Source organism: Lactobacillus sp. UMNPBX19 (assembly GCF_002553805.1).
In the GTDB taxonomy this organism is placed as follows: Bacteria; Bacillota; Bacilli; order Lactobacillales; family Lactobacillaceae; genus Lactobacillus.
This window is the reverse complement of sequence record NZ_PCYR01000002.1, coordinates 39,973-62,922: the sequence shown is the minus strand read 5'-3', so window position 1 is coordinate 62,922 and position 22,950 is coordinate 39,973. Positions and strand designations below refer to the sequence as shown.

The following is a 22,950-nucleotide window of genomic DNA, read 5'->3' as shown; positions in this document are numbered from 1 at the left end:
ATTTTATTTTGAAAGGTTAGGTATTGCCATGAAGTTTTTAAACCGATCAGACAAAGAATTAATCATTCTAAGCTGGCCAATTTTTATTGAATTTCTCTTCAATGTGATGGTGGGAAACGTCAATGTATGGATGATTTCTCACTTTGATGAAGTGGCTGTAGCTGCTGTTGGTGCCTGCAACCAATTTCTTGGCTTTTCATATAATGTTTATGGGTTTGTAACGGTAGGTACACAAATCATGATTGCGCAATTTCTTGGTGCCAAAAAACACAAAGAGATTCCTAAGGTAATGAATACAGCAATCTTTGGAGCAATTGGAATTGGTCTGCTTTTAGGAGCTATTTTTATTCTTTTGCCATACCCTCTGTTACGCTTCTTGAACATTCCAGATGATGTAATTGCAATTGCGATCCCTTATATGCAGCTGTATGGAACAGGAACGATTATTTTGGCGTTAAATTCTGTCATGTTAGCTTGCTTGAGAACGCATGGTTTAACCTTGCAAGCTTTGATTGTGCCAACTATCGCTAATATTCTTGCGGTTTGTGGGAATTATTTGGTGCTGTTCTCACCATTCGGCTTACCTAATTTTGGCGTTAGAGGGATTGCAATCTCAGGTATCTTTGGCCAATTTTGTGCGGGGATTGTAGCAATTTATTTAGTTAAGCGATATGTGAAGTTCAATGTGTTAAAAGTTAACTTCAAACGGTTTTCGATACCATTTTTAAAACAAATTCTTAAGTTAGGATTACCTTCATCAGGTGAATCAGTCTCTTATTCTGGGGCTCAAGTGGTAGTCACAATGATTGTTGCTACTTTAGGAACTAATGTATTGATTACCAAATCGTATGTTTCAGCGATTACCCAATTTGTATTTTTAACGGCTTCAGCCTTATGTCAAGGAAATCAAATTGTTATTGGTCGTACTGTTGGCGCAAAAGATTTCGAAGGAGCATATCAAAGAGGCTTTCGGTCAATGGTACAAAATGTGGGAATTTCAACTTCAATTTCAATCGTGACCTTTATTTTTATTACGCCAATTATGCATATTTATACAAATAAACCTGAAATCATTGAATTGGCACGCTGGGTTTTCTTGGTCGAAATTATTCTTGAAGCAGCAAGAGCGGTTAATATGACTTTGGTAGGATCATTAAATGCGAGTGGGGATGTTAGATTTCCGCTTGCATGTAGTTTAACTGTGCTATGGCTAATTAGCTTGCCATTTTCATATTTATTGGCAATTGTCTTTCATATGGGGTTAGTAGGTGTATGGATTGCATATGCGATCGATGAAAGTTTGCGCGCAATGTTGATGATCTACCGGTGGCATCATGGTACTTGGAGAACCAAGTCACTGTTTGTATAGTTGTTTTCCCTGTGATTTAATTAAATTATAAGTTAAGATGATATTTATTTAACGGTTTGGATAAGTAAGGGGGAATTAGGTGGATAATGACGCGATTGTAATGACTGAAGGCTCATATCGAAGTCAGATAATTAAATTTGCAATTCCACTATTTTTGGGAAATTTATTCCAACAAATGTATAGTGCTGCCGATTCGTTGGTAGTTGGTAATGTAATTGGGTCGAATGCTTTAGCTGCAGTTTCATCGTCTGGAAGTTTGATCATGTTGCTAATCGGGTTATTCCAAGGACTAGCGATGGGTGCAGGAGTAGTAATAGCACAATGTATTGGTGCTAAAATTGATCAACACACACGCGAAGCAGTGGCTACAGTGGTTGCTGTGGGCTTTATTTGTGGCTTTTTGTTGATAATCATTGGTGTAGTGTTGACTCCACAAATTCTGATATTAATGGGAACGCCAAAAAGCATTATGCCTGAATCAGTAGAATTCTTACGAGTATACTTTTTGGGATCAATGGGCTTTGTTATGTACAACACTTTTATTAGTATCCTTCAAGCCAATGGTGATAGTAAGGGTCCTTTGTATTACCTAATTGCCTCATCAGTAGTAAATATTGCTTTTGACATTATTTTTATCTATTGGCTTCATTTAAGCGTTGGCTTTTCAGCTTTGGCTACAGTAATAGCACAAACATTTTCTGCTTGTCTTGCTTATAATAAATTGCGTAAGCTAAAAGGTCCAAGTCGGGTAGATCTGCGCCATCTTAAAATATATCGGCCGATGTTGAAGCTGACGATTGATTATGGTTTACCATCAGGATTACAGAATTCGTTAATTTCCGTGTCTAATGTGGTTATTCAATCATATATCAACATGTTTGGTGCACATGCAGTTGCAGGAATCGGGGCCTATACTCGCGTTGAGGGTTTTGCTTTTCTACCAGTAACTAGTTTCACTTTAGCTTTGACGACGTTTGTGGCGCAAAACCTTGGTGCCGGAAAAATTAAGCGAATTAAAGAGGGTGTTCGGTTTGGAGTGATTTTGGCAGTGCTGATTGCGGAAATAATCGGCTTAAGCGTATTTACCTTTGCGCCGCAACTGATCGCGCTATTTGATCCGACGCCTTCGGTCGTCGCCTTTGGTGTTGGGCGTGCAAGAGTTTGTGGTTTCTTCTTTTTCTTGGTTGCGATTACGCATTTAATTGCTTCAGTAATGCGTGGTGCAGGGAAAGCGACGATCCCAATGTTAGCAATGATGCTTTGCTGGGTTGTAGTAAGGTTAGCAGTTTTATTAGGTACCAAGCCATTTTTCCAGGATATTCGGATGGCCAACTGGATTTATCCGGCTACTTGGTTCTTAAGTACCATAGTTTTATTGAATGCTTATCGTCATCTTGATTTTGCTTTAATCAGCCAACAAACTAGAAAAGAAGCGTAAAATTTTAAACTAAATAATGTCAAACAAGCCAAATTATGATCAATATTTGGCTTGTTTGCTTTTTGAGCTTTGAGTACAATTGTGGTAATGATAATGAAAGCGAATACATATGAGATGAAAAATTATCTAAGTATTGATATTGGTGGGACTAACTTAAAATATGCTTTGTTAGACAATGCCGGCAATATTATTGAAAAGGGCAAAACAAAATCACCACATGAAAAAGAAAAGTTCTTGACGACAGTTGATCAAGTAGTTAAAAATTACGCTGAAAAAGATATCAAGGGTCTAGCTTTTTGTGCACCAGGTAAAATTGAATACACGAAGATTCATTTCGGTGGCGCATTGCCATTTCTTGATGGGATTGATTTTTCAGAAATATATAAGGATCTACGCGTGGTGCTAGTTAAATCGTTTTAGTTACTAAAAAAGTCCAATCTTGTTAGACTCGACTTGTAAACATAATCATAGAAAAGAGTCTGACTAGATTGAACTATCCTAAGCTTAAGCGTTTTTCTCATCATTTACAAGTTAGTTTTAGCCGTTTGAACATAATTTGTCGAACTTGGTATAAGCTTTACGCTTCTGATGAAATCAAGCATCGGCGAAATATTGCTCAGTGCAAAGTATCTGATAGCTCTATTTTAGCTATGCTTATTGGCAGGCTTCTCTAGGAATTGAATCTCAAAGAAGATTTTGTGATCATTTAGTTAATTTATCTCACTCTCGCTTTAATCGCAGAACTCGAATGCTTTTACCATTAATCTACCGAATTCGTCATGTCTTAAATGAAGAAGTAGATTTGTCAGGTGATATTTTAATCATTGATAGCTTTCCTGTTCCGGTCTGTCGGCCCGTTCGTAATTGTCAAGCCAAGATCTTTAGTGATTATGCCAATATAGGTTATAAAGCGACCAAAAAGACATTCTATTATGGATTTAAAGTTCACGCGATTGTTAGTGATGATGGGTATTTACTTGATTATGCAATTACTAAAGCTTCAGTTAATGATGCCAGAGAAACAATAGAATTGCTTGTCAATGCTCAGCCTAAAAATCGTTATCTTCTGGGTGACGAAGGCTATGTAGGCAAAGATCTACATCACCAACTTAAAAAGATGGGCTATATACTTTGGACACCTTGTCGAAAGAATATGAAGAACGCTAAAAAGCATAATAACCATTATTTGATGGCACTTAGAAGAACAATAGAGAGTGATTTTTCGTTGTTAACATACTATAATGCCGAGAATAATCGAGCTAGAAGTTTAACCGGATTTCAAGAACGGCTTGAAGTCGCCATATTAGCTTACAACATGGCATATTGCCTAGAACGATTTAACTAGCACCACGCGTAAAGTATTAGTTTATTAATTAAATTGCCTAATCCATTGCTTTTTACCAAGATAATACCAAGTTGTATGGTTGGTTGTAATAGATTGACAATAAGCATAGCTTTTTCCAGGGGTAACGTGATTAGAAGTTGTTTTTTGTAAACTAGGATAAGGGCTAGTGTAAATATGAGTATCAAGAGAACTCTTATCAATATTTACTACGCCGGCAGTTAGGTCTGGATTACTGTAAACATAGAAATTATGGAACCATTGATCTTCACCTAAATTGTAGTAAGAGTAACCGTCTTGATAAGAACGACCAAAAATTATCGGGTTCATGCGACGATTTTTATTTAAAGAATCACGTAACTCTTCTGCCTGAAGTAAGAGAGCAGATTTAATAGTTGTATTTGAAGAAGGATCATCAGCTTGTTTTAAGATATTGCGGGTTGTTTTATCAGTAGCCTCTTTAATATTTTGAGACGATGAGATAGTAGATGAATTTTTAACCTTGTTTTTAGTCTTAGTGCTATCTTCCGAAACTTCTAATTTTGGTTGATTGGCCGCTACTTGATTAAAAAGCTTAAAGCTGTACTGATAGACATTAGAAATATTTACGTTATATTCATGTCCTGAGACTAACTTAATATCTCCAGGAAAATAGGTCAGAATAGTGTCGAAATAACCGTATCCTTTGTTACTAAAGTTATTAACTTTTGTTGCTTGACTTGTTTGACCGGTATCGAGATCAGTAATTGTAATTTTGGGAATACCAGAAATGGTTTTGTCAGATAAGTAGAGTGACCAAGCAATATTATTTCCCTGAAGTAATTCGATTGGAAAAACGCCACTATTTGGATAAGCAACTGTACTTTTTGCAGCTGCTTTATAGCCATCACTTGGATAGGCAACTTGTTGAACAGAATAGCGATAATTATTTTCCCCATAAGCGGCGCCAATACCTGTAGTTGTAAGTCGACTAGATAAAAGCCATGCGCGGTGTCCTGTGTCTGAACCATCAAGATTATAGGTATCAGTTAATAAATCTGTAATTACGTCCCCAGCAGATTGATTACTTACATTAAAGTTAAGGTTTGAACTTGCAGAGACGTTTTTGGCGATTGTCCAATACGTATCATTAATATAATCAGGTTTGATTTCACTAGGGAGGCCATGTTGGTTAGTGAATGGGTTAGCTTTGATTGCAGCCATAACGCTTGCCGTGATTTGAGCGTTATCATTATCGGTTTTATTTGTTGAAATACTTGGTAAATCAAATAAAGCTCGGTAAAAATTAATATAATCTAATTGAGAAGTGATATAAGAATTTGTAACAGAGCCGGGTGAAAAGGGAGCCGTGAGATGAGGAGTGCTGGCATAAAGAGTATCTGCATTAAAATTATCTTTAGGTAAATTTTTATATTGATTTTGAATTTGATGAACTTCTTGAATTTCATCTTTAGTAAAGGTTGCAGCCTGTGCGTTAGTAACTATAACGGTAGAAGTAGTTGTACTTAACACAATAGTTGCTAAAAAAGTGGCTGCTTTTTTGGTAAAAGTCATAATTACTCCTTTTAGCGAATCATATAGTAGCATGCTAGTAATATATATAACGTAATTATAAAAAAATTGCATTCTTTTTAGACTTTTTTTCGAAATTGATGCATTATAGCGTCACGATTGTTTATAATAAGGTTTCGAGGACAAAAAGGAGATAAAAATATGACTGACAAAATTAAGATAGGTTTGATCTTCGGTGGAAATTCTTCAGAATATGAAGTTTCTATCATGTCTGCCCACAACATTTATGAAGAAATTGATACTAATAAATTTGATGTTTATCCAATGTGGATTACTAACGATGGATACTTAGCCGATGATGCAGATTCTCGCAAAGTATTAGATAATCCTAAAATGGAAGTGGCTAATCCTCATAAAGTAGCTAATATTTCTAATATTATTGAATTAAAAGATCGTCCTGAAATTGACGTATTTTTCCCAATTGTACACGGAAACTTAGGCGAAGATGGTTGTTTACAAGGACTATTTAGAGTTTTAGATAAACCATTTGTTGGAGACGATGTTTTAGCAGCAGCTGTAACGATGGATAAGGAAATGACTAAGATACTCGCTCAACGTGCTGGTGTTCCTGTAGCAAAATGGATTGCAGTTAAGCGTTTTGAATATAACGATCCAGATAACGAGAAGTTAGACTATGAATACGTAGCTAGCCAATTGGGTTCAGATTTATTTGTTAAACCATCAAACCAAGGCTCTTCAGTTGGTGTAAGTCATGTTACTAACGAAAAAGAATATAAGGTTGCTTTAGCGGAAGCCTTTAAATACGATGATAAGGTTTTAGTTGAAGAAACTGTTCATGGTACTGAAGTAGAAACTGCTGTTTTAGGTAATGATAAACCAATCGTTGCTGGTGTTGGTCAAATTATTAACGCAAAAGATTCATTCTATACCTATGAAAATAAGTATGATGATGACTCAACATCAACTTTAGAAATTCCTGCTAAGCTTCCTGAGGGAATTGTTGAAACAGTTAGAAAGAATGCCTTAAAGGTGTTCCAAGCAACTGAATGTAGCGGCTTGGCTCGTATCGATTCGATGCTTCGTAGTGAAGATAATGAAGTTGTTCTAACAGAAGTAAATGCTCTTCCTGGTTTCACTAATATTAGTATGTATCCTAAGTTATTTGAAGAAATTGGAATTCCATACACTGACTTAATTACTAAATTAATTGATTACGCAATGGAACGCTACGATCATAAGAAGACTTTGTTACATAAACATGATTAAACTTAGTTTAAGTAAAGGGAGAATTTAGGATGGCAAGCGACCATAATTTTGAAGAACTTGAGGCCCCAGCAAAAACGGCGGAAGAACTTCATATTAGCGTAGCAACGTTAAGAAAGTATTCTTTAATCGTGGAAAAGGTTACTGGAAATAAGGATTACTATGAAAGAACCAAGCAAAAGTCTCGCTTGTACTCGGCAAAGGATATTGAAGATTTAAAAGCTTTTAGAGCATTGACTAAAAATTCTGATTTAACCTTGCAAGAAGCAGCTAGACAAATCTTTGCAGTAAGCGATAAGAAAACTGAAGAAGTTAAAAAAGCAGCAAAAATGCAAAAATCAGTTGCTACTAATACTGCCACTGTTGATGCTGATCAAGTAGTAAAACTTTTAACGATGCTACAAAATACTATTGCAAGTCAGAACAAAGCAATTGAAGATTTGCAGAAGCAGGTAGCACGTGTTGAAGCTCAAAATAAAAAATTAATTGATCGTTCACACCAATTAGCTGAACCAGAATCGGATGATTCTAAAGAAAAACAAGAGGCTAATAATAAAGATCAGGAAGCTGCCAAAGAGATTACTGAAGAACAAAAAAGTGAGCAAGAAGCTCATGAAGAAATTTTAAGAAAAGCTAGAGAGAACGAAGAAAAAAGGCGTAAACAACAGGTAGAAGAAAATATTCACCGTACTTTAGCCCAAATGCAAATTCACCCTAAGAAAAAACACCATTGGTGGGATCGCTTTTTCAAGTAAAATAGGATGCCGAAATGCGGCATCCTATTTTTTTATTCATCGTCAGATTCAATAATTAATGATTCAGCTAGTAATACGTCGTTATACAGACTTAATATATACGTTCTATATTTACTCTCTTTTTGTCCAATCATTTCTAAATATTCACGCTCAATAGCAAATGCTCTAAAAAATGCTAAACGTTGTAAATACTGTTCTGATTTAGTTAGATTAGGCTGATCAATTGTTTTTAGCAACACACGCATGTATTCTCGCGTTTTAACAACTCTTTTTTGATTGAGTAAGGTATAGATAACATGGCGCTTAACTCTTTTAGGTAGGTACATTTTATGGACTGAAATTAGAGCTCGCTTAACCATTTCATTACGGATCTTCTCCATAACAATGTGTGCTTCTTCATCACTAACTTCATGTGGAAGGATAAATTGAAATACAATCGTGGGTACAAGCATGCTCAAAATAATTAAAACTGCTTCAGACATAATAACTAGATTGTAGTTTTTAGTTCCTAAAAAGTTAGCACTAATTGTTAAGGCTAGAGCAAGAGTAACAGCACCATGAATACCTCCAAGTGAAAATACAGTACTTTCTCGTCGATCATAGCGAATAACTAAACGTCCATAGACATAACGAACAAGTAAATTTGCGAGATAAACAATGAAGCCAACAAGAATCCACTTGGCTAAGTCACCATTAAATAATTTATTCCGGGATATTCTGACCATCATTAGTCCCAAAATGATAAAAACCATACTGTTGAAAATATCTGAAATAAGATTTTGCAAGTCTCGTCCCATATGAATTTGTCTTGAATTAAGAAGTAAACTTTGCTGAGATTCTGCATTATGTAATAAGCCAGCAACCACAACTGCAATAATTCCGGAAACATGTAAATCTTCTGCTAACGCATAAAGTGCTAGCGGGGTAAGGATATAAATTAAATTCTGTGCATTTAAAGAATTAAATCGTGATCTGACGAGACTTTGACGAAAAATAATGATTATCCAAGCAACTGCAAAACCTAATACTGCTCCACCTAATGAGGAAACAAAGAAGTCATGAATGGTTTGTCCATAATTGATGTAACCATTGGCAAACCAAAGCAAGCTCATATTAAGTAAAATGATTCCCGAAGTATCATTAAAAAGTGACTCAGCTTTTAGGGAGGAAGTTACCCGTCTAGTCATTCGTAAACCATTAGTTACGGCTTCACTTGCCGTTGCGTCCGTTGGAGTACTGATACTACCAATGATAAAGGCTAGTGGAAGACTAATGCTAGTGAATAAATAAATACTGAATCCACTGATTATTAAGGCCAGAAGAACCATAATTACAGTTAATCCGATGATTTCCTTAATTCTTCTACCAATATTATTAATTCTAGTTTTTTGACCTTCAAAAAATAAAAGTGGAGCTACGATCAATTCCATAAAAATTTCTGAATCAAAGCTAGCAACTTGGCTGTTTAATAAGGGAATTAGACCAATAATTATCCCAATGATCATGCTCACATAGTTAACAGATACCTTATCAATTGCTTGGGCAATGATAATACTAATTGCTGCAGCAATTGCTAGGGTAAAAGTTGAAATCATAAGTTCCATTAAATCTACCTCAGATAAATTACTATTTTTTAATAATTAGTAAAAAATTTTAATGCTACTATAGTAGCATACTCACCATTAAATTATTTAGGGAAGGCAAAAAAGTGAAAAAGAATGCAAAAATTTGGCTTAGTTTAGCAGTGGTAGTTGTGGGAATATTTTTTACTCTAATTACCTATTTCTCAACTGCTTTTGCAAGTAAGCCAATTGCGGTCATTACTGATAGGCAAATAACAGATACATTAGTCGATAAGACAAAAGACAACTATGAAAACAAAGACGAGGTACGGCAACAAAATCTACATTTAAAAATTTTGTCTGGAAAATATAAGGGAAAGACATTTTTAGTTACTAATACTTATTCGCCGTCTCAAGCTGTTTCACAAAAGTATCGACATCATCAACGTGTAATTGTTTCATTTATTAAAGGCAAACCTAAATTAGTTGAACCAAAACGTGACTGGGTTGTTGTTTTAAGCATGTTTTTGACGATTAGTGTAATTGTTTTAATTACAGGAAAACAGGCTAGCTTACTTTTAATTTCAATGATCTTAAATAGTATAATTTTTTATTTTGTAATTAAAAGTGATGTAAAGGAAAATGGAACAAGAATTTTCTTAATTTATAGTATTGCAGCAATTCTGTTTACTTTTATTTCTCTGGTAATAGTACAAGGCTTTAATCAAAAAATGCTGGTGACTTTAACTGCTACTTTGTTAGGAGTTTTTGTCTCTTTTGGCATCTTTTATTTAGTTATGAAATTAACTCATGAGCGGGGAATTGATTATGAAGCAGTAGATTATGCTACTCAAGATCCTCGAGCTTTATTTTTATCTCAGACAATTCTAGGAGTTCTAGGAGCAGTAATGGATGAGGCTACTGATATTGTTTCTAGTCTTTATGCATTAGCAAAACATAAGTCAGACCTAACATTTAAAGAGCTATTTATTAGCGGACGAACTCTAGGCCAAGAGATTATGGGGCCACTGATAAATGTACTAGTTTTAATTTTTATGGCTGAAGCCTTACCTATGACAATTTTGTATTTGAGAGATAATAATACTTTAGTCTATACCTTTAAATACACCCTTTCCTTAGGGGTCATCCAGAGTTTAAGCTCGGCAATCGGAATCGTACTAACGGTGATTTTTGCTACTCTATCTAGTGCTGTCTTTTTAAAAAACAAAAAAGCAGAGGTGGTAGAAAAATGACAACTTTAACTGCTCTTTTATTAATTCTTCTAGTATTAATGATTATAGTTGGAGGAAAAACTGGCTTTAAGAGTTATCTAAGCGTCGTTATCAATGCCTGTTTACTGATTTTAGTTGCACTACTTATTTCCTGGGGAGTAAATATAGTATTGGTTGGAACAATATTTATTCCTTTAAAGTTATTAACGATTATTTATTTAGGAACACATGATTATACTGTGGCTAAAAATGCGTTTTTAACTGCTCTGTGTGTGAGTTTAATTGTGATGCTGATAATTATCTTGTTTGAAAATTTAGCGCAAACTCAAGGCTTTGGAGGCCAGGCAGGGGAAGAATTAATTGGTTTATCATTAAATGTAGGAATTAGTTTTTCTCAAATCGCAATTTTAGTTGCAATCTTTTCAATGCTAGGAGCAATTGCAGAAGCTAGTGTTGCAATGAGTGCGGGCTTGCTTGAGTTAAAGCGACATGATCCTAATATTACGCAAAAGCAATTAATTAGAAGTGGGAATGAAGTTGGAGAGGATGTACTAGGAACAGCCATGAATACAATTTTATTTGGTTTATTTGGTAGTTTTTTACCAATATTTATTTGGTATGTAAGACTAAATTATTCCTTATTTGAAATTTTAAATGATAAACTTTTTGTGGATGAGTTTTTGATTATTGTATATTCGTTCATTGGCGTGCTTTTAACGGTACCATTAACTACAATATTCTTAGCACACACTTTAACGAATAAAGAAAATAAAAAGTAGAGATAAATAGAAGCGCAGTAAGATGAAGATAGAGAATTTGACGTTAACAAATTTTAATGGGCGTGAATTTCACGTTACTTATTATAGTTTGCAAGATAATCCGCAACTCCTCCTAAAGAAAAGACCACTAATGTTGATCTTTCCAGGTGGTAGTTTTAACCATTTGTCATTGAGAGAGGGAGAACCAGTTGCACTAGCTTATGCAGCTCATGGATTTGATGCGGCAATAGTTTCATATAATTTAACTACCGATCCTGGCAGAATTTATCCTGATGCTGCTTTATCTGGTTTAACTGCTGTTGCATACTTTAGAGAAAATAGTGAGAAGTTAGGTCTTGCTAAGGATAAAATTACGACAACTGGTTTTTCAGCTGGCGGCCATGTTGTTAGTTCGATGAATGTAATGGCAGAAAGTCAAAAGTGGCAGTCTGAATATCATTTTGAGCATGATAAAGTATCACCAAATGCGACTATTTTAGGTTATCCGTTAATTAATATTAAAGATATTGGTTTTCCTTTACCGCCTGATGCTAAGGAAAAAATGCCAAGTGCAAAAGATTTACTTGATACAGCGGTCGGAGTTACTCCCCAAACCCCTCCTACTTTTATTTTTCAGGCAGTAGATGATCCGGTTGTCTTAATTGATAATACGATTGAATATATAACTGCTCTAAGAAAAAATAGGGTTCGCTTTGAAGCACATTTGTTTAATAAGGGTGGACATGGTTTTTCTCTTGCTACTCCTGAGTTAGCTACTAAAGAACGTAAAGCTGATGCGCATCTTGCTCATTGGTTTGAATTGAGCCTTGAATGGTTGAAAGATAGAAAAATTTACGTTTAGTTTCACGTGAAACAAATATATATAGAAAAAGTCCGAAAAGGAAATGTACAATAATTTCATCTTTTCGGACTTTTTAATTTTATTCTTTTGCCATAAAGAATAGAACTTCTTTTCCAGAGGCTAAATTATCGGAAGTTGCCAAAATTCTAAGTTTAATTGATTTAGCAACTACATCTCTTAAGCCAATTACCTTGTTTTTAGCATCATTTGGCCAATTAATTTCTTTACTAAAGTCGCTGAAGTTTTCTCCGTCTTTGGAAATAGCAACTTGAACACGTAAAACATGACCTATGCGATCACGTGAACGAGGAACATAAACCATTCGGCTGAGTTTATAAATATGGTTGAAATTAAAAGTTAGGTCTAGAGGACTATCTTTAGTAATTTGATCTTTAGAAAGCCACTCACTAGCTAATTTAAGATCAGTTAAGTTTTCGACTGGTAAATCCTCTTCGCTTTCTCCCGTACTAGAAACTGTAATATTTGAAATGGCATAATCCATTTGATCACGCTTTGTATGGGTGCCAAAGTACTCTGACCAATCGGATACTTTATTACCGAACTTATTTCTAATTCTGAAGCGGTAGCGTGTATTAGGTTCAAGCTCATGGAAAGTAAAAGTATTACCGTCAATATTAGTATGAACAATTCCGTTAACTTCGATATCGGCCATTATATTTTTATCTGCGAAATTAGTTGGATTAGTCCAGGTAATAGTAATGCTCTTTGAAGTTAAGCGGTCAGTTAAAATTGCTGCACTTCTTGGAGAAGCCATTGCTGAGTCAATAATAGCGTGTTGTTCTACTTCGCTACCATAACTAAAGTTTTCAATCATCAGTTCGAACTTATTGTCATGAATATCAACAGCAGGCATCTTCACTCTAAGAGCTGGCTGCAATTGACCAGTAAAGTAACCAAACTCTTTGCATGGCATGTAGTCTTGCTGGTAGAAGACACCTTCTTCAGCTTTGTTAAAGCTATCAAGATCGTTATATTCAGTTAGTGGAACAAATTGATCGTTTAGTTTAAGAGAAACTTTACCAGGATAACGATCAGACATAATAGTTAAATTAGTAATTTGTTTTTCTTCAAGACCCGTGTAGCTGCCTTCAGTTGGGTAGACCGTAATATGAAGATTTGATCCGCTAACAGAGCTAGTGATTTGCGTGGTAGCTGCATGGCCCTTTTCATAATCATTAGTTTGATTATCATCTTCGTATAAAATAGCTGAACTCTTACTTTGTGGGTAAACAAGGGCACTTCTTAATGACTCTTGTAAAATTGCACCGCCGCGTACATATACAGGAAGATGCCAGAGTGGGTAATGCAACTTATCGTAAATTCGACCACCAATTAGTTTTTTGCCAGTGAAGAGGTCAATCCACATTGTTCGATGATCAGGTAAGTAGAGGTTATCCTTTAGGGAAGCGCCACTTGGATCTTCTCGCCCGTTAGTGATTGGAGCGATTAGTAGGTTATTTCCTAGCATAAATTCATGTTTAACTTGGTTAGTATAGTTAACTCGTTCATGAGGGAAAGCTAAGAAGAGCGGTCTAACAATTGGCATTCCATCTTGAGCCGCGCGCGTAACAGTATAGAGATATGGAGTGATTTTTTCTCTAAGTTTAAGATAGGCGCGAGTAATTCTAGTCATTTTTGCATTAAATGCAAATGGTGTTTTTTGGATATTACCATAATTATCAATTGAATAAAGAAGTGGAGTAAAGACTTTCCATTGTAAGTCACGGATATTTACTTGTGCATTACCGCCGCCTTCTTTTCCATCAATAGCACTTCCTACATTTGGCTGCCCAGAAAGAGACATACTTAAAAAGCTAGCAATTTCAGTAGCAATTTGTTCCCATTCACCACCAACACCTTCATTTGCAGTAGTAGCCAAAGTTTGAATAGCACTCCAGCCATTACTTGCCATTGCCCAAGGACGATTGGTTTTATTTTTATCAATTAGAGGTTCACTAGCGATAGCAAAGTCCTGCATTATTTTTTCATTAGGGAAATTAGCAGGATCAGCTTTGAACTTTAAAAAATTAGCTGGTGCATCAGTAGGCAAGGATCCATAGAATCCTATTTTTACATTTTGATCTTTTGCAAAATCAACTAAATTATTCATTTCATCGTCATTTAAGTCTTGTTTGCTTTCATAGTTAGGAACAAACCAACTAAGTGGAAGATGATATGAATTGTACCTTTCAATCATTGCCCGAGCAGAAAATTGGTACTGTTCTTCTCCATTGAGAGAGGACTTGGCCACAATATCATTATTGCTACGCGCAATTTTATAAGTATTGCCGTCTTCAAATTTAATTGCACTATTTTCTTGAGGTTTAGCTGCTGTCCAACAAGTATCAAGGTAATTACCAAGATAACCCAGACCGAGTGCATATTTCGGCAAGAAAAGAGGAGAACCCGTAATTTTATAGTACTGACGCAATATTTCCGCCGGAGAATCTCCTAAAAGATAGAAATTATCAAAAATAGGAGTTTGATGGGTAATAACTGTTGTAGTCCCGTCATCACCCTTAAAGTTGTAGATACCATCTTTCCATGTGTTTCTCAACTCTGCAAAACCAGCATTTGACCAGAAAAATCCTTCTGGACAAGCAACAGCACTGGGACCAGTTAAATTAGTATTTTTAATCTCGATAATTTTTCCTTTGTGGCTGAAGCTTCCATTTTGCATCCCGCCACCGTAATAGAATTCGTTTTTGTTCTGACGTAAGAATTCGCTAGAATAATCGCCCCCCAGTTCAATTGGACTACTTTGCATCATGCGGTAGCGATGTAATTGATCGTCAAAAATACTGAAGATAGCTGGATTCTTTTGTAAGCGAAGTGAAAACTGACCGCTTTTAATGGTGAAAGTCTCATCGGTTACTAAAAGCTGAGAATCTTCAAATGGACGCAAACTAAAGTTACTTGCTGCGATGGTTAATGATGGAGTTAAAGGCTTAAATTCTGCTGCTGGATCAACGATTAAACGAAAGATACCTTTAGCAATAATGTATAGACGCGCTCTTGTTCCATCTTCAAATTGCAAATCATAGTAGCGAGTACCCTTAGCCACGTGGACTAAACGACTTAAATGTTGAGGTTGTTGTTTGTTAGTAATTTCAGACATAATTAGTTTTCTTCTTTAAATTAAATTTTTCATTTACGTATAGTTCATATTATAACGAAAAAATGAGTTTCGTGTTTTTTTAGATTTGACATAAAGCGCTTTCTGGAATATTCTGTAGAAGGTGGTACTAACCAGTTAAAGATTGGATGGGGTTAGAAGATGAAAAAACCACTTTATCAGCAAGTTATTTCAGATCTCGAAAAGAAAATTAAGACTGAAATGAAGCCAAATGATCGATTACCGAGTGAACGACAACTTTTGAAAGAGTATGGTGTTAGTCGAAATACGATTCGATTAGCATTAAATGATTTAGAAGAGCGCGGCATTATTTATCGATTGCATGGGAAAGGTACATTTGTTTCGACAATTTATCTAGATCAAACCAACTTGGGAAGTATGTATTCTTTTAGTGAGCAGATGTCTGAAGCAGGTCACAAGCCAACAACACAAAACCGCACATTAGAACTTGTGACACCTGAAGAAGATGTTGCAAATCAGCTTAATTTAAAAACTGGTGAGAAGGCATACAAATTAGTTAGGTTACGTCTAGCTGATGGAGTACCACTAATGTATGGAGAAACTTATTTACCTGAAAGAATTTTCCCTGATCTAAAAATGTCAGACCTAGAGGACAACTTATATACAGTGATGAAGCAAAAATATAATGAACAAAGTATTCTTGCTTTTGAAGATGTACAAGCAGTTAACTTGGACGAAAAAGATAGCAAAATCTTGGGTGTTAAGCCTGGGGATGCAAGTTTGAAGATTTTTAGACGGGCAATCAATGATAAAAATGTACCGATCGAGTTCACTATTTCTCTTGCTAGAGGAGATAGATTCATTTATCGATCACGTCAATACAATCATTTAGTTTAATTATTGAAAGGAATAGGCTCATGTTTACTAAAACCGATGCAGAATTAAAAAAGATGGGTGCAGATATTACTACTAGAGAAATTCAACAACAGCCTTCTTTATGGAAAGAAACTTTTAAGATATATAAAGAAAAGAAAACAGAAATCGATGATTTTTTAGCTAAAATTACTAAAAAATTCGATAAGGTAAAAGTGATTTTTACCGGCGCAGGAACTAGCGCTTACGTAGGCAATACGGTAATGCCTTATTTGAGAAAGCATGGAGACCGTAGTAAATACGACTTTGAAGCAATTGATACAACTAAAATTGTTTCAACACCGGAAGATTATCTTGAAGCAGATACACCAACAATTTTGGTTTCTTTTGCTCGTAGCGGTAATTCCCCTGAGTCAGTTGCAACTGTTGAACTTGCTAAGCAATTAGTTACTAATTTATATCAAATTGCTATTACCTGTGCTCCAGAAGGACATTTGGCTCAAGACTTAAAAGATGATCCAAATGGCTTAGTTCTTTTAATGCCTGCTAAATCATTAGACCAAGGTTTTGCAATGACTGGTTCGTTTTCATGTATGAGTTTAGCTACTTTATTAGTTTTTGATACTAGAAGTGATGCTGAAAAAGAAGCAATTGTTAATGAAATTGCTGAAATGGGCCAAAGTGTAATTGACCGTGAAGATGAAATTCAAAAGTTAGTTGATACTGATTTTGATCGAATTACTTATATTGGTAGTGGCGCTTTAGGTGGATTAGCTGAAGAAGCACGACTTAAAATTTTGGAATTAACAGCTGGAAAAGTAGCAGCCTTATTTGATACTTCGATGGGATTGAGACATGGTCCAAAATCATTTTTAGATAAGAAGACGATTGTTTTTGACTTTGTTTCTAACAATACCTACACCAGAAAATATGATTTGGATATTTTAGATGAGATTAAGGCCGATCAAATTGTTCCGTTAGTAATGGGAGTAGGTCAGCTTAAAAAGGGTCAAGATTTTGATGGGAAATTCTTTGCCTTTGCTGGAAAAGAAGTGCCTGATGCATATTTAGCCTTACCGGATATTATGTTTGGACAAACAATTGCATTGCTTACTTCAATCAAAGTAGGAAATACCCCAGATACTCCATCCCCAACAGGTACTGTTAACCGTGTGGTTAAGGGAGTAACAATTCACAAATTCATCAAATAAAATTCAAATTTTGAAAACAGTTTCAGATTAAAATATAAATTAATTTAGGGAGTTAACTATTATGTCATATTACATCCATGCAGGAAAATTCTTTTTAGAAAATAGAACTGAAAAGGGCGGTTATCTTGAAGTTCAAGATGATGGCAACTTTGGTTTATATTATCGAGAAGATGAAAAGCCAAGCCATGGCTTAATTAAAGAATATGGCGATCAATGGATTGCCCCTGGTTATGTAGATACACATATTCATGGTTTGCTTGATGAAGATACGATGAAGAGTGACTGGGAAGGCATTGACAAGATCTCAAATGGCTTATTGCAAGCTGGTGTAACTAGCTGGCTACCAACAACTATTACTGCTAGTGACAAAGAATTAACAGAAACTTGTGAAAAGTTTGCTGCACATAAGGGTGAAGAAACTGGTGCTAAAATCCAAGGTTTGCATTTTGAAGGACCGTTCTTTACTCCAAAACATGGTGGAGCAGAAAATCCAAAGTACATGACTGATCCATCAATTATGCTTTTGAAAAAATGGCGTAAAGTTTCAGATGACATGCTAATTAAGATTTCAATGGCACCTGAAAGAAAAAATGCTCGTCAGTTTGTACGTGAGGCAGTAAAAATGGGCTTGGTTGTTGCCTTAGGTCACTCAGATTCTAATTTTGAAGACGCTATTGGTTGTGTTGAAGCTGGTGCTAGTGTATTTACCCACACATTTAATGGGATGAATAGTTTGTCACAACACTCACCTAATATTATTGGTGCTGCTTTTTCTTCACGTTTAACAACCGATGAATTAATCTGCGATGGTCACCATGTTGAAGAACCGGCTGTTCGTGCTTTAGTAAACGCACGGGGACCAGAACATATTGCCTTGATTACAGACTGCATGCAAGCAGGTTTAATGCCAGATGGGGACTATGTTTTGGGTGAATTGCCAGTTTATGTTAAGGATGGAATGGCACGTCTAAAAGAAACTAATAATTTGGCAGGTAGTATTTTGCTCTTAAAGGATGCAGTTAAGAATGTAGTTGATTGGAATGTTGCAACACCTGAAGATGCAGTTATGATGGCTAGTTATGTGCCGGCTAAGAGCTGTAATTTACTTGATAAGTGTGGTGTGATTAAGCCAGATCATCCAGCTGATTTTGTTGTATTAAACCATGATATGACTGTAAGTGAAACTTATTTAAACGGTGAATCACGTTACAAAGCTTAAAAGTTTATACTTTTGCAAGTAACTTTAGAGAATCTTAAAAAAGTGGTTGCAACCAGTTGACTAACAAAACTTAATATACTAAGATTAAAATTGTAGAAAGCGCTTACAAAGTATTTATAAAAGATGGAGGAATCTCTATGAATATTGTGGGAGCTAGAATTGATGGACGACTTGTCCATGGTCAAGTAGCTAATCTTTGGACTCCAAAACTTCAAGCTGATCGTATTATTGTTGTTGATGAAGAAGCAGCAAAAAGCGATATTCAAAAAAGTGGTTTAAGAATGGCTACACCTCTTACTACTCGTCTTAGTGTTTTGCCAGCAAAGGTTGCAGCTGATCACTTAATTCATGATCGTTATGGTAACCAGCGAGTATTTATTGTCGCTAAAAAGCCAGCAGCCTTCTTAGATTTAATTAACTTAGGTCTTAAACTTGATACCTTGAATGTAGGTACCATGTCTCAAACTGATACTACTAAGCAAGTGACTAAGCAAATCAATGTTGAAGAGAAAGACGTTGAAGACTTTAATAAAATAGCAGATAAGGGTGTGAAAATCACAGCTCAGTTAACTCCAAGCGATGATTCTCATGACTTTATGAAATTAATGAATGAAAAGATTAAATAGGAGGTTTAATTATGGCTTGGTGGCAAATATTACTACTTACCCTCTATGCTGGATATGAAATTCTTGATGAATTACAAATTTATTCATCATTGAATACACCAGTTGGAGCTGGCTTGATTGCTGGTTTAATCATGGGTGACTTAAAAACCGGTTTAATTATTGGTGGTGCCATGCAACTTACAGTTTTAGGTGTTGGTACTTTCGGTGGTGCTTCTAAGATTGATGCAACTACTGGTACAGTTTTAGCAACAGCATTTTCTGTAAGTATTAAAGGAATGAGCCCACAAGTAGCTATTTCTTCAATTGCGGTTCCTGTAGCTGCAATCATGGTTCAATTGGACGTTTTGGCAAGATTTGCTAACACTTATTTTGCTCACAGAATTGATCACTTAATTGAAGAAAACAATTATAAGGGAATCGAAAGAAACTTCCTTTACGGTGCGATTCCATGGTCTTTATCTCGTGCAATCCCTGTCTTTATTGCTTTAGCATTTGGACGCGGCTTAGTTCAAACAATTGCTAACTCATTGAACGGAAACTTAAAGTGGTTAGGTACTGGTTTAACAGTAGCTGGTGCTGTCCTTCCTGCAGTTGGTTTTGCTATTTTGCTTCGTTACTTACCAGTTAAGAAGCACATTGCTTACTTAATTATGGGATTCACATTTACTACTTTATTCTCAGTTTTGTTTACAAGCATTCAAACTTTGGGTACAGGTCTTCAAGCAGCAAATAAATCATTTACTGCAACTTTCAATGGCCTACCAATGCTTGCAATGGCTTTGATTGGATTAGCATTTGCAATCTTACACTACAAAGATGAAATTAGTGGCAAAGGTGGCAGTGGTAAAGGCGGAACAAAAGAAGTCACAACTACTACAGAATCCACTAATGTAGCTTCAGAGGGGGAAATCACTGATGATGAACTCTAAACCAACTTATAAATTAACAGATAAAGACTTTAATCAAATTAACAGACGTTCTCTATTCGGTTTCCAACTAGGTTGGAACTATGAAAGAATGCAGAATACTGGGTATTTATTCTTAATCTTGCCACAACTTCGTAAGATTTATGGTGATAATACTCCAGAATTGCAAGAAATGATGAAGACGCATGTTCAGTTCTTTAACACTTCTAACTTCTTCAATACCATTATTACCGGTATTGACTTAGCTATTGAAGAAAATGAAGGTGTTGAAGGTAAAGATACTGTTACTGGTTTGAAGGTTGGATTAATGGGACCTTTCGCCGCAATTGGTGACTCAATCTTTGCTGCATTGATTCCGACAATCTTCGGTGCCTTGGCTGCTTCTATGGCTTCTCAAGGAAACCCAGTTGGTGTATTTATCTGGATTGCTGCTCAAATTGCTATCTGTTTCTTCAGATGGAAGCAACTACGGTTTGCTTATGATAAAGGAGTAACTCTTGTTACTGATATGAGAGACCGTTTGAATGCTTTAACTGATGCTGCTACAGTACTTGGTGTATTTATGGTTGGTGCTTTAGTAGCTACGATGGTTAACGTTAAGTTTGCCTGGGTACCACAAATCGGTAAAGTTACCATGGACATCCAAAACAACTTAGATATGATCATTCCTAAACTATTGCCTGCTTTGATTGTTGGCTTTGTTTACTGGTTACTTGGAAAGAAGAAGATGACCTCAACTAAGGCTATCTTAATTGTTTTAGTTCTTTCAGTTATTCTTGGCGGTGTTGGTGTTCTTGCTAAGATTTAGCAGTAAATTAAAGGAAAAATATTATGACAAAAGAATTAGTGCTAATCAGTCATGGTAAGATGGCTGAAGAAGTTAAAAAAAGTGCAGAATTGATTATGGGGCCTCAAGAACATATTCATGTAGTATGTTTACTTCCAGAAGAAGGACCAGAAGATTTTGAAAAGAAATTTCAAGATACCATTAACGGTATTCCTGAAGAAGATTTAACAGTATTTGCTGATTTAATGGGTGGCACACCAGCTAACACAGTTAGTCGCTTGATTATGAGTGGTCAAGATATTCACCTAATTGCAGGGATGAATCTCGCTATGGTAATTGATTGGCTAAATAGTCAAATGATTGGTAATGATGCAGATTCTGTGGCTGCTGGTAAAGCAGGGATTGTAGATATTAATCAAATGCTTGCTAGCATGAAGAAATAGCTTATTTATATAGATGTCGAAAACGACTTGCGTTGGTAAAACCATACGTGGGTCGTTTTTTATAATGAAAAATGTATAAATTACTGCGTAATAAACTATTGGACATCTCTTCAAATATTCCTTTTTCTAATCCTAATAGTGAATTAGCATGATTTAAATATTTAGAAATAACTTTAATTTTTAATTCAGTTGAATATTTGGTCATAAAAAAGTGCCTCACAATCATTAGATTTATGTCTAACAATTATGAGGCACTTCATTTCGTTTCTATCAAATTTTTTGTTGATTAATTTGTTACAATATAAATAATTTAATGACAGTGCTATAATAGAAAGGTCAAAGTATGAATAAATTTTGTCCCCATTGTGGGAAATCAATTAAGGCTACGGATCGATTCTGTCCACATTGTGGAAGGTCAGTTATATGTTCCAATTCTGAGATGCCTAAAAGAAGTGAAATTCACAGCAATAGATTAAAATCAAAAAAAAGAAATATTATTATTGGATCAATTATCGCCGCATTTATCCTTATTTTTGGTGGCTGGGGATTGTATCAACATTGTGGAAATTCGACTAATAGCACTGTGATTGGTGGTAATGGAAAATTAACTAGTGCTGAGATTAAAAAGATTCCAAGTAAGCAACTAGCTGCTTGGGCAATCCTTTATGCTGATAAAAAATATGGCAAAAAATGGGGAGAAGCAGCTGATGATTTAGGAAGCGGTCACTTAACAATAGAAAATTATTCAAAATATCGTTTTGGAGATTATGAGATCAGTGCTACTGACGGAAGTAGATTATATGTTATAAATGATCAGGTTGGCTATTTAGTTTCTAAAGATAATAAAGAGATAACTTATGTTGGAAATAAGTCTAGCTACAATAATAGAAGTGTTTTAACTCAGATTTATCCAGAAATTAAATCTGAAAACACGGAGAAAAATGTAAATATTTGGAATGATAATCTATCGATTGTTACTGGTAAGTCGGATGAAAAAGCTAATGATCAGAGTTCTAAAACTAACACAAAATCTAAGAAGACTACATCTAAAGACCGGCTATGGTCAAATAACCAAAATGATGAATTAATTAGTTATATGGATGAATTCGGCAATAAGATGCATCAATTTTATGAGCATTATAATGAAGGAGAAGATGATCTGGTAACATTAGCTGGAGAGCATTTCCCACGCGATATTAGTGAAGATACTTACCCATTTAAATTGAGCTCTGGAGATCACGATAGTAGGGATCCTAAAGATATGGAAACTATTAAGTTGAAATGGAATCCGCAAGTAACTAATAAAGATAATGACAGTGATACATATAATGTAGTTGCTATTTTTAATCATAATGGTAAAAGTGCAGAAGATCATATAACGTATCTGTTCTGTTTTTATCATGGAGAACCAGTTGCCTTGGTTGATCAGACGACAAATGGAGGTTATGTGGTAGTTCATCCAACTGCTAACCAAGATTTAGCTTCTCACTTTAACGAAATTGCGGAGAATAATTAATTTTAGTATTTCATAAAGTGTCTGTGTCTGGAAAAAAACTCAGAAATTAAGAAATTATACTAAATCTTGGTATTGATAAACTTTGATTTAATAAGATTTTTCTTTTGAGTAAAAGTC

At 35.3% G+C, this 22,950-nt stretch carries 18 protein-coding genes and 2 pseudogenes; 17 read left to right on the top strand and 3 right to left on the bottom strand.

Annotated features, from left to right (window positions below):
- Positions 1-28: 28 nt before the first annotated feature.
- From CP370_RS01120 to CP370_RS01105, 4 genes and pseudogenes are all read left to right on the top strand, one after another.
- Positions 29-1,369, top strand: coding sequence for an MATE family efflux transporter (locus tag CP370_RS01120; RefSeq protein ID WP_012845485.1), 1,341 nt, complete (start codon positions 29-31; stop codon positions 1,367-1,369).
- A 79-nt stretch (positions 1,370-1,448) separates the two neighbouring features.
- Positions 1,449-2,807: an MATE family efflux transporter gene (locus CP370_RS01115; protein WP_012845486.1), complete on the top strand. Its 1,359-nt coding sequence runs from the start codon at positions 1,449-1,451 to the stop codon at positions 2,805-2,807.
- A 114-nt stretch (positions 2,808-2,921) separates the two neighbouring features.
- Positions 2,922-3,215 (top strand): annotated as a pseudogene (locus CP370_RS01110) (ROK family protein); the annotation flags it as partial.
- Between the two features lie 80 nt (positions 3,216-3,295).
- A pseudogene (locus tag CP370_RS01105) lies at positions 3,296-4,152 on the top strand (IS982 family transposase).
- 24 nt (positions 4,153-4,176) lie between these two features.
- Here the strand turns inward: CP370_RS01105 and CP370_RS01100 are convergent.
- Entirely contained in the window at positions 4,177-5,703 is a 1,527-nt protein-coding gene (locus CP370_RS01100) for a CAP domain-containing protein (RefSeq protein WP_087713384.1), read from the bottom strand.
- 159 nt (positions 5,704-5,862) lie between these two features.
- Here CP370_RS01100 and CP370_RS01095 point away from each other — a divergent pair, with 159 nt between their 5' ends.
- Positions 5,863-6,948: a D-alanine--D-alanine ligase family protein gene (locus CP370_RS01095; protein ID WP_012845490.1), complete on the top strand. Its 1,086-nt coding sequence runs from the start codon at positions 5,863-5,865 to the stop codon at positions 6,946-6,948.
- Positions 6,949-6,977: 29 nt separating this feature from the next.
- Positions 6,978-7,700, top strand: a complete 723-nt coding sequence (locus tag CP370_RS01090) for a MerR family transcriptional regulator (protein ID WP_087284399.1) — start codon at positions 6,978-6,980, stop codon at positions 7,698-7,700.
- A gap of 32 nt (positions 7,701-7,732) precedes the next feature.
- On the opposite strand, the gene CP370_RS01085 is transcribed toward CP370_RS01090, so the two are convergent.
- Positions 7,733-9,304 carry a sodium:proton antiporter gene (locus CP370_RS01085; protein ID WP_087713383.1) on the bottom strand — a complete coding sequence of 524 codons (1,572 nt, stop codon included), beginning with the start codon at positions 9,302-9,304 and terminating at the stop codon, positions 7,733-7,735.
- Positions 9,305-9,408: 104 nt separating this feature from the next.
- Here CP370_RS01085 and CP370_RS01080 point away from each other — a divergent pair, with 104 nt between their 5' ends.
- The 3 genes from CP370_RS01080 to CP370_RS01070 are packed head-to-tail and all read left to right on the top strand — an operon-like array spanning position 9,409 to position 12,114.
- Positions 9,409-10,515, top strand: a complete 1,107-nt coding sequence (locus tag CP370_RS01080; protein WP_087713382.1) for a YibE/F family protein — start codon at positions 9,409-9,411, stop codon at positions 10,513-10,515.
- Positions 10,512-11,273, top strand: coding sequence for a YibE/F family protein (locus CP370_RS01075; protein WP_087713381.1), 762 nt, complete (start codon positions 10,512-10,514; stop codon positions 11,271-11,273). The genes CP370_RS01080 and CP370_RS01075 overlap by 4 nt, the downstream gene beginning before the upstream one ends.
- 22 nt (positions 11,274-11,295) lie before the next feature.
- Entirely contained in the window at positions 11,296-12,114 is an 819-nt protein-coding gene (locus CP370_RS01070; RefSeq protein ID WP_087713380.1) for an alpha/beta hydrolase, read from the top strand.
- Between the two features lie 79 nt (positions 12,115-12,193).
- On the opposite strand, the gene CP370_RS01065 is transcribed toward CP370_RS01070, so the two are convergent.
- Positions 12,194-15,253 carry a DUF5110 domain-containing protein gene (locus tag CP370_RS01065; protein WP_087713379.1) on the bottom strand — a complete coding sequence of 1,020 codons (3,060 nt, stop codon included), beginning with the start codon at positions 15,251-15,253 and terminating at the stop codon, positions 12,194-12,196.
- A gap of 159 nt (positions 15,254-15,412) precedes the next feature.
- Between CP370_RS01065 and CP370_RS01060 the strand changes: the two genes are divergently transcribed.
- From CP370_RS01060 to CP370_RS01020, 8 genes are all read left to right on the top strand, one after another.
- Positions 15,413-16,129, top strand: coding sequence for a GntR family transcriptional regulator (locus CP370_RS01060; RefSeq protein ID WP_087713378.1), 717 nt, complete (start codon positions 15,413-15,415; stop codon positions 16,127-16,129).
- 20 nt (positions 16,130-16,149) lie between these two features.
- Positions 16,150-17,316, top strand: coding sequence for an SIS domain-containing protein (locus tag CP370_RS01055; protein ID WP_004896125.1), 1,167 nt, complete (start codon positions 16,150-16,152; stop codon positions 17,314-17,316).
- Positions 17,317-17,377: 61 nt separating this feature from the next.
- On the top strand, positions 17,378-18,535 hold the full coding sequence (gene nagA, locus CP370_RS01050; protein WP_012845499.1) for an N-acetylglucosamine-6-phosphate deacetylase: 1,158 nt from the start codon (positions 17,378-17,380) through the stop codon (positions 18,533-18,535).
- Positions 18,536-18,672: 137 nt separating this feature from the next.
- Positions 18,673-19,161 carry a PTS sugar transporter subunit IIB gene (locus tag CP370_RS01045; RefSeq protein ID WP_087713377.1) on the top strand — a complete coding sequence of 163 codons (489 nt, stop codon included), beginning with the start codon at positions 18,673-18,675 and terminating at the stop codon, positions 19,159-19,161.
- A gap of 11 nt (positions 19,162-19,172) precedes the next feature.
- Positions 19,173-20,090 carry a PTS sugar transporter subunit IIC gene (locus CP370_RS01040; RefSeq protein ID WP_087284416.1) on the top strand — a complete coding sequence of 306 codons (918 nt, stop codon included), beginning with the start codon at positions 19,173-19,175 and terminating at the stop codon, positions 20,088-20,090.
- The gene (locus CP370_RS01035; protein ID WP_004896120.1) at positions 20,077-20,895 is read left to right on the top strand and encodes a PTS system mannose/fructose/sorbose family transporter subunit IID; all 819 of its coding nucleotides are present in this window, start codon (positions 20,077-20,079) and stop codon (positions 20,893-20,895) included. The genes CP370_RS01040 and CP370_RS01035 overlap by 14 nt, the downstream gene beginning before the upstream one ends.
- A 23-nt stretch (positions 20,896-20,918) precedes the next feature.
- Positions 20,919-21,317 carry a PTS sugar transporter subunit IIA gene (locus tag CP370_RS01030; protein WP_087284419.1) on the top strand — a complete coding sequence of 133 codons (399 nt, stop codon included), beginning with the start codon at positions 20,919-20,921 and terminating at the stop codon, positions 21,315-21,317.
- Positions 21,318-21,660: 343 nt separating this feature from the next.
- Positions 21,661-22,833 carry a DUF4767 domain-containing protein gene (locus CP370_RS01020; RefSeq protein WP_087713376.1) on the top strand — a complete coding sequence of 391 codons (1,173 nt, stop codon included), beginning with the start codon at positions 21,661-21,663 and terminating at the stop codon, positions 22,831-22,833.
- Positions 22,834-22,950: the final 117 nt, after the last annotated feature.